We start from the raw sequence: 12,272 nt of genomic DNA, 5'->3' as shown, positions 1-12,272 counted from the left end.
CCTCCCACCGAAGGCGGGTGGGACGGGGTTGTGCATCATGCACTGGCTTTTAGCACACTGTTGAGTTCTCAAGAAACGGACGCGTTCACCGTCGAACCGGACCCTCAGGCCCGTCTCTCCGGGGCGTTTCGTTCGTTTCGTTGTGCCTTTATTCTTTCAGACCGGCTTTTTCGTGTCAAACCGCTCTTTCGGAGCGATTTGCTTTGATCCAACCGTCCCGAAGGGAATTCGGGCGCCCGTTTCCGGGACAACCCCTCCAACTTACTCCATCATTCGATTCGAGTCGAATCGAATGCCGTCGGAACACAGAGATCCCAACGGGCGGATCAGATCAGTGGGGTGGCTCCGAGATCACGGCGGCTCCGCCGTCTCCCTCGGGCCTGGTGAACTTTATGAACACCGGGCCGCATCGTCAAATCGACCGTGCACCCGCTGCCGCCCCGTTCCACCGTCCCTCCGGACGAGGGGTGCCGCGTCGTTCCAGCCGCCCTCCGACGAGGGAAGGAGGCGTACCGAAGGAGGCGTACCTTCGACGCCTCCCATCGGCGTCCCGATCCACTCCCGCGAACCCGGAGCGGGAACGCCTCCCCCCGATCCGTTCCCGCTCCGGTGACGGGCGGCCGGCCCCGTAGGGATGATCGCCCCTTCCGGCGGAGGACGGAGCGGGGACGGGGACGCGGCTGTCCCCACGGGGACGAGTCAGTGGCTCTGCCACCGGTCTGAGCATGTTCTTCGCGTTCCCGGGCAACCAGGAGGCACGCGGAATGGTTCTTAAGGCTGTAAGAGCGATCACTTCTATACGAACCACTTCTACACGGGGGAGACACGAGTGACGGGGAGAATGCGCGTGGCGGTCAGGCGTGCGGGGGTACGCCTGCTGGAGACGGTCAACGAAAGGCGCGTGCGGCGCGCGCCCGCGGCCGACACCGGAACGGTTCGAATCCTGCTCCAGCACGCCTACGGCATGGGCGGCACCATCCGGACGGTGCTGAACCTGGCGGGATACCTCGCCAGGGAACGCGACGTGGAGATCGTCAGCGTGGTCCGCGCGGCCGAGCATCCGTTCTTCCCGATCCCGCCGGGGGTGCGGGTGACATTCCTGGACGACCGGACGCGTCCGCGTGGCCCGGTGGCGCGCCTGCTGTCGCGCTTCCCGAGCGTTCTGGTGCCCAAGCAGGAGAACGTGCACGGGTCCGTCTCGCTGTGGACCGACCTCCGCCTGGTGGCCTATCTGCGGTCCATGCGGACCGGCGTGGTCATCTCCACCCGGCCGGGATTCAACCTGATCACCGCGCTGTTCGCGCCGCTCGAGGTGCTGACGATCGGCCAGGAGCACGTGGCGCTGGAGGTCCATGCCCCCGAGATGCGGCGGCTGATCAAACGGCGCTACGGCAGGTTCGACGCGTTCGTCACCCTCACCGAGGCCGACCGGGAGCACTACGCCAGGACACTGCGGAACGACCCTCCGGCCCGGCTGCTGTGCATTCCCAACGCCGTCCCGGAACTGGCCGGTGACGTCTCGGCCCTGGAGGAGAAGAGCGTGGCCGCCATCGGCAGGCTGGTCCACGCCAAGGGCTTCGACCGTCTCGTCAAGGCGTGGGCGCTGGTCGCGGAGGAGCACCCGGACTGGGTGCTGCGCATCTACGGCGGAGGCACCCAGAAGGCCGAGGATCGGCTCCGCGCCAGGATCGAGAAGGCCGGTCTGACGGACAAGGTGCTCCTCATGGGCAGTTCGAGCGAGATCGGCGTCGAGCTGTCCAAGTCGTCGATGTACGTCGTCAGCTCCCGCTACGAGGGGTTCGGCATGACCATCCTGGAGGCGATGAGCAAGGGCGTGCCCGTGGTGAGCTTCGACTGCCCGCACGGCCCCGGGGAGATCATCACCCATGGGCACGACGGGCTGCTGGTGCGCCCGCAGAAGCCGGAGTTCCTGGCCGGGGCCGTCTCCCGGCTGATAGAGGACCCCGAGCTGCGCCGTGCCCTCGGCCGGAACGCCCTGAGCACGGCCTCCGCGTACTCCCTCGACGCGGTCGGCGCCAGGTGGGACGCGCTGCTCGACGATCTCCAGCGTACGGCGCGCGGCGACGTCGAGAAGCTCCCGGCCCGCGACGAACGCCGTGACGAGACCCGCGGCGAAACCCGTGACGAGACATATGACAAGACCGGCACGAGCCCGGCGACGAGGTCCGCGGCGTGACCCTGGACGGAACCGGCGGCACGGCGCCGCGGGAGCGGGGGATCCGCTTCGCCGGCGCGGGCGTGCCGAGTGCCTCGCCTCTTCCGCGTCCCGGGGACGAGCGGCATGCCGTGTCGCGCCTCACCCACCGGGCAGCGTGCCCCGGATGACGCTGTCGGAGGAGTGGCGGGGGTCCCCGTCCAGCGGTTCCCGGGAGATGTCCACCACCGGGTAGTCGGCGGTCGTGACCCCTTCGGGGAGTGGGTAGGAACCACGCCCGGAGGGGTCGACCGTTCCCAGGGAGATCATCCGCTTCGCATCCCGGTCGAGCAGCCACACCTCGTAGAACCCGTCGAAGGCGGGGAGGTCGTCGAGCCGGACCTGGAGCCGCTTCCCGCCGTCCCGCCCCGTCCGGATCTCGGCCACGCCGGTCCCCCGGTTGCCGGGCAGAGGGCCGAGATCCGTATGAGCCGCGACGACCTGAGGCGTCCGCTCCGATGTGAGGCGCTGGATCAGGAGTGTGCCTCCGGTTCCGGCGAGCAGTCCGGCGGTCAGGGCCGCGGTGAGCGCCCAGAGGCGGGTTCGCCGGACCGGCGTGTCGGCGTGCCGTACAGTCCGCCCGCGCGTGGAGCGTCGGAGGGGGGCGGCGGGCACGCCCGGGATGTCCCCCAAAGAACGGGAGAGGTCAGGAGAGCCGAAGGGATCGGAAGGGCCGGCGGGCGCGCCGGACACGAGATCCGGGGAGAGCCCGAGCTCGGCTCGCACGCCTTCCCACACGTGGGGTGCGGGGGCGGACAGAGGATCGTGCCGGGCCGCCGCGACCACCCGGCGAAGCTCGCCGAGCTTCGTCCCGCAGGCGGCGCAGGCGTTCAGGTGCTCCGGCTCCTCGTGTTCACCCAGGGCGACCAGGGCGAGCGTGTCAGCGTCCAGATGGCGCACCGTCCACCCCCAGTCGCCGGCGCAGGCGGTCAAGTCCTCGGGTGATGTGGCTCTTCACCGTTCCCAGCGGCAGGTTGAGTCTGCTTGCGATTTCCACGTGCGTGAGCTGCTGGTAGAAGGCCAGCTCAAGGATGGTACGCCGTGGCTGGCCCAGCCTGCCGAGCTCCTCTGCCAGCAGGACGCCGTCGGTCACCGCCTCCGCGGACGGAGCCTGCGGCGGATCGGCCTCCAGACTGACCAGACGCTGGGAGATCCGTTGTTCCCGCTGGATCAGCCGCCATCGGTTGGCGATCTCGTAACGGGCGATGCCGGTGAGCCAGGCGGGCAGGGAGCCCGACGCCGGGTCGTATCCGGTCCTGCTCCTCCACGCGGCGATGAAGACCTGCTGGGTGACGTCCTCGGCGTCCGGGACACGACGCAGGGAGCGCAGGGCGATCGTGTGGACCATCGGAGACCACCGCCGGTAGATCTCGGCCAGGCAGCGTTCGTCCCCGGACCTCAGGCCGGCGGCGAGTGACGCCTCGTCCAGTTCCGCGCTGTCGGGACCGGTGCTCTGTGGCATCTCCCGGTCGGGGGTTGGGGCGACCATCGTCTCTTCTTTCGAAGGGACGGCCGTCTCGGATGCGTCAGAAAACAACAATCTCCGGTGCATCCAACCGGTGCCCATCCCGAGAAGAGGAAGCGACGACGCAAAGAGTCACCGGGAACACCGCAACGAGAAAGAAGATCCCCCATGCGCACCCTTCGTACGCTGAGCACCCTGGCCGTCGGCGGCTCGCTGCTCGCCCTCTCCCTCCAGGCTCCGGTCACCGCGGCCACCGCCGCGGCGGCGCCCACCTCCTCGGCGGCCTCCGTGTCCGCGAGCGCGCCCATCAAGGGCGGTCAGACCACGGTCACCACCGTCCGGGGTCTGGGAGGGGTCCTGCTGGAGAACGGGCTCTCCGCCTATGCCACCTCCCCCGGCAAGACCGGCGTGCGGATCGCCGGTGACAACCTGTCGCTGTCGTTCGGCTTCCCCGTGACCGGCGGCCGCGCCACCGTGGACCCGCTGGCGGGCAAGGTCGAGCACCGCGGTGACCTGTCCTTCGTCAACGCGAAGAACGGTAAGCGGATCAAGGTCGGGGACTTCGTCATCGACCTGGCCAAGGGCAAGGTCACGGGCAACGTCAACGACGACCCGAAGGTCCGTGTTCCGGTCTTCGACCTGGACCTCTCGGCGGCGAAGCTGAAGGCCGAGGGGTCGGTGGTCCGAGCTCGCAACATCCGGGTGAAGCTCACCGGCGTCGCGGCGGGCGCGCTGAACAAGGCGTTGAAGACCCACCTGTTCAAGGCGGGCCTGCGGATCGGCACCGCGTCGACGACACTCCACCTCTGACGGCCCGAACGCGCCCTGGCATTCTTGGACATAAGCCCCTAAACGTCACACACGTCTTCAGGGAAGAGGTCGAAGGATGCCACAGGCGCGTATCGGAGTCACCGGCCTGGCCGTGATGGGGGCCAACCTCGCGCGGAACCTGGCCCGGCACGGGCACACGGTGGCCGTGCACAACAGGTCGCGCTACCGGACCGACGCCCTGCTGAAGGAGCACGGCCACGAGGGTGAGTTCGTCGCCTGCGACACGCCGGAGGAACTGGTCGCGGCGCTGGAGCGGCCCCGGCGTGTCCTGGTGATGGTGAAGGCGGGGGCGCCGACCGACGCGGTGATCGAGGAGTTCGCCCCGCTCCTGGAGCCGGGAGACATGCTGGTCGACGGCGGGAACGCCCATTTCCTGGACACCCGGCGGCGGGAGGCGGCGCTGCGGGAGCGGGGGATCCACTTCGTCGGCACGGGCGTGTCAGGCGGTGAGGAGGGCGCGCTGCTCGGGCCGAGCATCATGCCGGGCGGGTCCAGGGAGTCCTACCAGGCGCTGGGCCCGCTGCTGGAGGACATCGCCGCCAAGGTGGACGGCGTGCCCTGCTGCACGCACATCGGCCCGGACGGCGCGGGGCACTTCGTCAAGATGGTCCACAACGGCATCGAGTACGCCGACATGCAGCTCATCGCCGAGGCGTACGACCTGCTGCGGCAGGTCCTCGGGCTGAGCCCGGCCGAGATCGCCGACGTCTTCGAGGAGTGGAACCGGGGCGAGCTGTCGTCCTACCTCATCGAGATCACCGCCGAGGTGCTGCGGCAGGTGGACGCCGTCACCGGCCGGCCGCTGGTCGACGTGATCGCCGACCGGGCCGAGCAGAAGGGCACCGGCCGCTGGACCGTCCAGAACGCGCTGGAACTGGGCGTCCCGGTGAGCGGCATCGCCGAGGCGGTGTTCGCCCGGTCGGTGTCCGGCCACACGGAGCTGCGGCTGGCCGCACGGGACCTGCCCGGCCCCGCGGGCGCGCCGCAGGCTCCGCCGGCCGGGGACCGCACGGGCCGCGGGGAGTTCGTGGAGGACGTACGGCGGGCGCTGTACGCGTCGAAGATCATCGCCTACGCGCAGGGGTTCGACCAGATCCGGGCCGGCAGCGTGGAGTACGGCTGGGACGTCGATCCGGGCGCGCTGGCCACGATCTGGCGTGGCGGGTGCATCATCCGGGCGGTCTTCCTCGACCGCATCCGCGAGGCGTACGAGCAGGAGAGCCCTCCGGTGACGTTGCTGACGGCGCCGCTGTTCGCCGAGGCGCTGGGCCTGGCGCAGGAGTCGTGGCGGCGAGTGGTCGCGACGGCGGCCGGGGCGGGCGTCCCGGCGCCGGGTTTCTCGACGGCGCTGGCCTACTACGACTCGCTGCGCGCGGACCGGCTGCCCGCGGCGCTCGTCCAGGGGCTGCGCGACTTCTTCGGCGCGCACACCTACCAGCGGTCCGACCGGGAGGGGACCTTCCACACGCTGTGGTCCGGGGACCGTACGGAGATCGGGGCCTGACCACGACGGGGACGGGCACGCCCCGGTGAGGTCCGGGGCTCACCGGGGCGGGTGAGGAACGCCCGCTCCGGTGGCGGACGCCGGACGGCACGGCCCGAAGACCTGTGGCGCGACCCGGAGAGCCGGGGCGCGGCCCGAAGCCGGACGGCGCGACCCGAAGACTGGAATTCCCGGGAAATCCCGGGAAACCGATGGGACTGCTGTTACGCTCCGTGCCGTGAGTGAGTCATTGGACGCGCTGGAACGGCGGATCGCCGACCTGCGCGCCGAGGTCCGCCGCGCGGTCAAGGCCAAGGAGCACTCCCTGGCCCGGTCGCTCCGCGGCGAGCTGCGCCGGATGGAACACGAGTGGGACCGGGCCGTCGGAGCCGAGGAGCTCCCGGTCCCCGAGCCGGAGGCGCCGCTGCTGCCCATCCGGGAGCAGGTACACCAGGCCCTGGCCCTGCTGGGCGTGCCCGCCGCCCCGAAGCTGATCGTCGCGGTCAACGACGCGTTCTTCTCCCGCGCGCTGCGCGGCTCGCAGCTCACCAGCCTGCGGCGGGACGAGGAGCGCTCGTTCCGGAGCGACCCGTACGCGCGGCCGTACTACCTGTGCGCGGCGCTGACCGACCGCCTCTCCCCCGCCCGCGGGCTGCTCGCGGTCAGCACGTGGGCCCCGGAGCTGCGGGTGCTGGGGCCGCTGAGCCCGCGCGTCGACTTCCTGACCTCGGCGGTGCGCGTCGCAGAGCACCTGGCCCGGCTGCCCGAGCCGCCGCCCGGCGCGGTGCGGCTGCTGACGCGGATGGCGCAGAACATCCCCGGTGCGACGGAGGGCTTCGCCCCGGCCGACCCTGCGACCGCGATCCGCGCGGCACGGGCCGAGCTGGAGGTGCACCGGGCGGCCGACACGGCGCAGCGGACCGAGGTGGCGGTCCGGGCGACCGGACGGCTGCCGGACGTGGAGCGCCTGTTCGGCGCCGCCGCGCTGGGCGCGTTGAAGGAGGCGGCCTGTTGAGGCACAGGCTCGACGAGCTGCGCGGGCCGGTGCCGCCCCGCGCCCACGACGCCAGGGCCATCGCGGCGCTGGCCGCGAACCCGGGCTGCGCCCGCCGGGCGGTGCTGGACGCCGCCGGGGTGGACAAGGACCTCACGGCACGGCACATCGGCTTCCCGGCCCCGTTCGGCCAGTCGCAGTTCGCGATCACCCGCGGGAACGTCTTCGAGGCGCTGGTGAAGGAGAACGGCTGCGCCGAGCTGCTGCGGCTGCTGCGCGAGCTGCTCGGGCTGCCGATCGCACAGGTGGGCTACCAGGACGTGGAGAGCGTCGGCTCCCACCTGCGCCACTCCCACACGCGCGCCCTGATCGACCGGGCGGCGCGCGAGGGCGACGACGCGGCGGTCTTCTACGACCATCCGCTGCTCAGCCTCCGCATCGCCGGCCAGACCTCCTATCTGGAGCCCGACGTGGTGGCCTTCCAGGTCGAGGGCCGTTTCCACATCGTGGAGATCAAGTCGTTCGCGGTGGTCGACGGCCAGGCCGAGCCGGAGAAGGTCGCGGCGGCGGCCCGGCAGGCCGCCGTGTACGTGCTGGCGCTGCGCGCCCTGCTGGCCGACCTCGGGCACGACCCGGAGCGGGTGTCGCACGACGTGGTGCTGGTGTGCCCGGAGAACTTCGCCAACCGGCCGGTCGCGACGCTGGTGGACGTCCGCAGGCAGCTCGCGGTGCTCCGGCGGCAGCTCGACCGGATGACCCGGGTGGACCACCTGGTGGAGGAGCTGCCCGCGGGGATCACCTTCGACCTGGCCCCAGACTCCGAGGGGGTCCCCACCCGGCCGGCGCGGGAGGTGGCCGGCGCGCTGCGCGAGGTCCCGGCCCGGTACGCGCCCGACTGCCTGTCCACCTGCGACATGTGCATGTTCTGCCGTGACGAGGCCCGCTGCGGCGGATCCACCGACCAGCTCGGACGTCAGGTGCGCGACCAGCTCGGCGGGATCCTGGGCGTGGACGAGGCGCTCGCCCTGGCCGAGGGTTCCGCGGAGCCCGCCGAGGGGCAGGAGGAGATCGCCCACCTGCTCCGCCTGGCCCACCGCCTGCGCGAGGAGTGCTTGGGATGAGCACGCTGACGGCACTGGCCCGCCTCAAGGCCGTCCGCGACGGGACCGCGCAGCGGATCACCACGGTCCGCCACTGCCACCTGGCCCCGCGCCCGATGGTGTTCGTGCCGCTCCAGCTCGCCGGGGAGGCCCTCGCCCCGCTGGGCGCCATGGTCGGCGCCGACCCCGACCATCCGCGGCTGCTGGTGGTTCCCCAGCCGCGCAACCGCGACCTGCGGTTCGCCTTCGCCGCGGAGCTGGCCGAGGTGCTGCTGCCGTACGTCGAGGGGTTCGCCAAGACCACCGAGACGGTGGAGCGCAGGGGCGGCGACCCGTACGAGCGGTGCCTGGACGCGCCGCAGATCCTGGTGCCGAACCGCTCGGCGGCGGCCTTCGCCGGGCTGCTCGGCCGCTCCACCCGGTTCCGCCGGGCCGACGGCCCCTACCCGGTGCATCCGTCGGTGCCGCTGCTCGGGCGGTGGCTGACGTATTTCGCCGACCGGTCGCGACGGCCGGGGTCGTGCCTGATGATGTCGATGACGGAGGCGCTGTCGGCGCACTGGGCGACCGGGCAGAGCGCCCTGGAGGACGCCAACCTGGCGGCGCTGGCAGGGTGGATCGACCCGCCCGCCGGGATGGACGGCAGGCGGGCCGCCGAGGAGGCCGAGGACCCGCTGCTGTGGCCGCCCGCCGGGCCGGCCACCGATCCGGGGTTCGACAACGAGGTGCTCGGCCCGGCCGTCCGCGCCTACGAGGAGGCGCCGACCGCGCGGGCGGTGGAGCGCGTCGCCCAGGCGCTGCGCACCCAGCTGGAGCCGACCTGGCGGCTGATGTGGCGGTCGGTGGAGCTGTTGCGCGCCCTGCCGGAGGGCTCGCGGGTGGCCGGCCGCTGGGAGACCGACCGGGGGTCGTTCACCCGGTTCCTCGAAATGATCGCCGAGGGCGGGCCGCCGCAGGCTCGCCGGGACGGCGCGGTCGGCGCCGCGGCGCGGCTGGCGGCCCTGGAGCGGGCGCGGGCGAGCTACGACGTGCAGCGCGCCTACGACGACCCGCTGGTGATGGCCGAGTACCGCCTGACCGGTGAGGCGTTCGCCGGGACGGTCGTCTCCTCCGATCCGGAGAACACCGAGGGCGAGGGCCGCTCGCGCAAGCTGCGCCCGCTGGTCACGGTCCGCACCGCCGACCCGGTGCGGCTGACGCCCGGCGCCGTGCTCGGCAGCCCCGACCGGCGCGGCCACGCCGCCGAGGTCGTCGGGATCGACGGCGACGAGATCACCCTGAAGGTGACCAAGGGGATGGGCCGCGGGAAGGTGGCCGCCCCGGGGGCGGTGCCCGAGCCGGGCGAGCAGGTCACCTACACCACGCTGACCGACGACTTCCAGTCCTCGGCGGCGCTGCCGGAGCCCGAGCGGACCCCGTGGACCCACGGCGGCCCGCCGGAGGAGTACGTGCCGGATGACGACGACGCGCGGGAGGAATGGTCATGAGCGTTCAGCGGGGGACGCCGGGGGCGCGCCGTACGGGGGTGCTCGGGGTGGTGCCGGAGGCGCGCCCGGAGGCGCTGCCGTACGGCCCGGCCGCCTCGCGTCTCGTGGTTCCCGCCGTGTCGCCGCAGCGGGAGGCGGCGGCCGTGGTCGAGGCGGTCCTGGCCGACCTGCCGCGCCACCGGGGCGTGGTGGTCGACTCCCCTCCCGGGGCGGGCAAGTCGACGCTGGTGGTCCGGGCGGCCGGGCACATCGCGGAGACCGGCGAGCCGCTGATGATCGTCGCGCAGACCAACGAGCAGGTCGACGACCTGGTGGACCGGCTGGCGACCGAGCACCCGGACCTGACGATCGGCCGGCTGTCGGCGAGCGGCTACGTCACGCCGGGCCGGGTCCTGGGTCACCCCAACGTGTCGGTGGCGGGCAAGCTGCCCGACCTGGGGGATCCGGCGGTGGTGGTGGCCACGGCGGACAAGTGGGCCTGGATCGGCGACCGCACCTGGCCGTGGGCGATCGTGGACGAGGCGTACCAGATGCGCTCGGACAAGCTGCTGCGCATCGCCTCGCTGTTCGAGCGGGCGCTGTTCGTGGGCGACCCGGGGCAGCTCGACCCGTTCTCGATCGTGGACGGCGACCGCTGGGCCGGGCTGTCGTGGGATCCGGTGCAGAGCGCGGTCTCGGTGCTGCTGCGGCACAACCCGGACCTGCCGGTGCACCGGCTGCCGGTGTCCTGGCGGCTGCCCGCCTCGGCGGCGCCGGTGGTGTCGGAGGCGTTCTACCCGTTCACCGGGTTCCGCGCCGGGACCGGCGACGCCGACCGGGCGCTGGAGCTGACGGTCGACGGCATGCGCACCTCCTACGACCGGGCGCTGGAGGAGGCGGCGGCCTCGGGGTGGGCGCTGTACGAGCTGCCGAGCCGCCACACGGTGCGCACCGACGCCGAGGCGGTTCAGGCGGTGGCGGTGCTGGCGGTGCGGCTGCTGCAGCGGGCGCCGGTGGCGCACTCGGAGCGGGGCAGCCACCGGGTCACGGCCGACCGGATCGCGATCGGCGCGGCGCACCGCGACCAGGTCGCCGCGATCCGCGCCGCCGGGGTGCCCGAGGAGATCACGGTGGACACCGCCAACCGGCTGCAGGGCCGGGAGTACGACGTGACGATCATGCTGCATCCGCTGTCGGGCCGCCGCGACGCCACGGCGTTCCACCTGGAGTCGGGGCGGCTGTGCGTGCTGGCCTCGCGGCACCGGCACGCCTGCGTGGTGGTGGCCAGGGCGGGCATCCCCGAACTGCTGGACGCCCACCCGTCGGCCGAACCGGTGCGGCTCGGGGTGCCGGTGAAGTTCCCCGACGGGTGGGAGGCCAACCAGGCGGTGCTGGCGCACCTGGCCAAGCATCGGGTGGCCGCCGACCGCTGAGGGCGCTCCGGCCGGAGGGCGGGGACGGCGCCGCGCGTGCGGGCGCGGTTCTCCCCTGAGGACGGCCGCCCGGCCGATGATGCCCTCGGGCACGCTCCCCGAGGGCGGCCGCCCGGCCGGCGTCTCCGGGTACGGCGTGCCGTGCCCGGAGACGGTCAGAGGGTCCGCCGCCAGACGTCGATGGCCAGCACCTGGCGCATGCCCACCGACAGGTACAGGTCCAGGGCGGGGGTGACGTTGCCCGCGTCCACGTGGAGGCAGGTGCCGATCCGGCCGCGCCGTACGTCGTCGGCGAAGGCGGCGCGCAGCATGAACCGGCCCAGGCCGTGCCCCCGGAAGGGGGGCGCCACGGCGAGCCGGCGGACGTAGCCGCAGTTCTCGTCCGCGGCGAAGGCGTCGGTGCCGAGGAGCATCGCCACCGGTTCGCCGTCGAGGCGGGCGACGGCGAGCTGCGTCCAGTCGGTGCTGGCGGAGGAGTCGAGCTCGGCGTGCCACTCGTCGTAGTCCTTGGGGACGAACCCGAAGTGCCGGGCGAATCCGACCTGCTCGACGGCGTGGGCCTGGCGGCGCGCCTCCTCGGTGGTCCCCCGGTGCACCGTCACGCCGGGCGGCGGCTCCGGCGGGGCGAGGGACGGGCCGTGGTCGGCCCGGAGCCGGATGAAGCCGGTGGCGTGGGCGAAGCCGCGGGCGGCTGCGAGGGCGCGCTTGCCGCTGTCCTCGCGGTACACGGCGATGTCGGCCACGGCGTGGTCGTGGCCGAGCCCGGCGGCGATCCGGCGGGCGCGGTCGAGGACGGTGTCCCACAGGCGGCCGGTCAGCTCGGGGGCGGCGGGGTGGACGACCACGTCGAACTCCACGGCGCCGTCGTCGCCCCTGCGGCAGGCCCAGGCCCAGGCGACCAGGCGCCCGGAGGGGTCGTGGACGAGCCAGCCGTCGGCGTCGGGGTCGAAGGAGGGGTCGTTCAGCTGGTCGGCGACGTCGTCGAGGGTCATGTCGGCCTTGCCGATCACCTGGGTGTCGCACAGGGAGACCAGTTCGTGGACGGCCTCGGCGTCGCCGGCCTCCGGCCGCCGGATGGTGTGCCCGGCGGCCGTGACGGCCGGCGCGACGGCGCGGCCGGGCTCGGGTACGGGGGTCGCTTCGAGGGTGTCTTCCATGGCCCCGAGTGTGCCGGGCCCGACTTGCCTCCCGCTGGGCCGTGACTTGGCGCCCGCCCCCCGCCCCCACGGAGGGCGGGAGCGAGGCGGGCGCCGGAGGCTCGGGGGGTCCGGAGGTCCGGCGCCCG

General features: G+C 73.0%; 11 protein-coding genes. 8 read left to right on the top strand and 3 right to left on the bottom strand.

Going from position 1 to position 12,272, the window contains the following annotated elements; translation table 11 throughout:
• Together ACZ6W9_RS23885 and ACZ6W9_RS23880 are read left to right on the top strand one after the other, a co-directional pair.
• A partial coding sequence (locus ACZ6W9_RS23885; RefSeq protein WP_470119697.1) for a hypothetical protein occupies positions 1-207 on the top strand: 207 nt, incomplete at its 5' end.
• Between the two features lie 634 nt (positions 208-841).
• Entirely contained in the window at positions 842-2,197 is a 1,356-nt protein-coding gene (locus tag ACZ6W9_RS23880) for a glycosyltransferase family 4 protein (protein WP_389964448.1), read from the top strand.
• A gap of 120 nt (positions 2,198-2,317) precedes the next feature.
• Here ACZ6W9_RS23880 and ACZ6W9_RS23875 read toward each other — a convergent pair whose 3' ends face one another.
• A complete protein-coding gene (locus ACZ6W9_RS23875) occupies positions 2,318-3,148 on the bottom strand; it encodes an anti-sigma factor (RefSeq protein WP_470119696.1) in 831 nt (276 codons plus the stop codon).
• Positions 3,096-3,704, bottom strand: coding sequence for an RNA polymerase sigma factor (locus ACZ6W9_RS23870; protein ID WP_389963595.1), 609 nt, complete (start codon positions 3,702-3,704; stop codon positions 3,096-3,098). Before ACZ6W9_RS23870 ends, ACZ6W9_RS23875 begins: the two co-directional genes overlap by 53 nt.
• A 144-nt stretch (positions 3,705-3,848) precedes the next feature.
• Here ACZ6W9_RS23870 and ACZ6W9_RS23865 point away from each other — a divergent pair, with 144 nt between their 5' ends.
• The 6 genes from ACZ6W9_RS23865 to ACZ6W9_RS23840 all read left to right on the top strand — a co-directional run bounded on the left by ACZ6W9_RS23865 (position 3,849) and on the right by ACZ6W9_RS23840 (position 10,987).
• A complete protein-coding gene (locus ACZ6W9_RS23865) occupies positions 3,849-4,490 on the top strand; it encodes a hypothetical protein (RefSeq protein WP_362946638.1) in 642 nt (213 codons plus the stop codon).
• Between the two features lie 76 nt (positions 4,491-4,566).
• Positions 4,567-6,015 (top strand): NADP-dependent phosphogluconate dehydrogenase, encoded by a 1,449-nt coding sequence (gndA, locus tag ACZ6W9_RS23860; RefSeq protein WP_470119693.1) that lies wholly within the window; start codon positions 4,567-4,569, stop codon positions 6,013-6,015.
• A 217-nt stretch (positions 6,016-6,232) separates the two neighbouring features.
• Entirely contained in the window at positions 6,233-7,009 is a 777-nt protein-coding gene (locus tag ACZ6W9_RS23855) for a hypothetical protein (RefSeq protein WP_470119691.1), read from the top strand.
• Positions 7,006-8,109: a hypothetical protein gene (locus tag ACZ6W9_RS23850; RefSeq protein WP_362946630.1), complete on the top strand. Its 1,104-nt coding sequence runs from the start codon at positions 7,006-7,008 to the stop codon at positions 8,107-8,109. Before ACZ6W9_RS23855 ends, ACZ6W9_RS23850 begins: the two co-directional genes overlap by 4 nt.
• The gene (locus ACZ6W9_RS23845; protein ID WP_389963607.1) at positions 8,106-9,575 is read left to right on the top strand and encodes a hypothetical protein; all 1,470 of its coding nucleotides are present in this window, start codon (positions 8,106-8,108) and stop codon (positions 9,573-9,575) included. Before ACZ6W9_RS23850 ends, ACZ6W9_RS23845 begins: the two co-directional genes overlap by 4 nt.
• Positions 9,572-10,987 carry an AAA family ATPase gene (locus ACZ6W9_RS23840; RefSeq protein WP_389963610.1) on the top strand — a complete coding sequence of 472 codons (1,416 nt, stop codon included), beginning with the start codon at positions 9,572-9,574 and terminating at the stop codon, positions 10,985-10,987. Before ACZ6W9_RS23845 ends, ACZ6W9_RS23840 begins: the two co-directional genes overlap by 4 nt.
• A 155-nt stretch (positions 10,988-11,142) precedes the next feature.
• On the opposite strand, the gene ACZ6W9_RS23835 is transcribed toward ACZ6W9_RS23840, so the two are convergent.
• Positions 11,143-12,144, bottom strand: a complete 1,002-nt coding sequence (locus ACZ6W9_RS23835; RefSeq protein ID WP_470119688.1) for a GNAT family N-acetyltransferase — start codon at positions 12,142-12,144, stop codon at positions 11,143-11,145.
• Between the last annotated feature and the right edge of the window lie 128 nt (positions 12,145-12,272).

This window comes from Streptosporangium sp. NPDC053982, from assembly GCF_055585205.1.
Note: the sequence above shows the minus strand (reverse complement) of the source record. Positions and strands in the feature narration are given on the sequence as shown.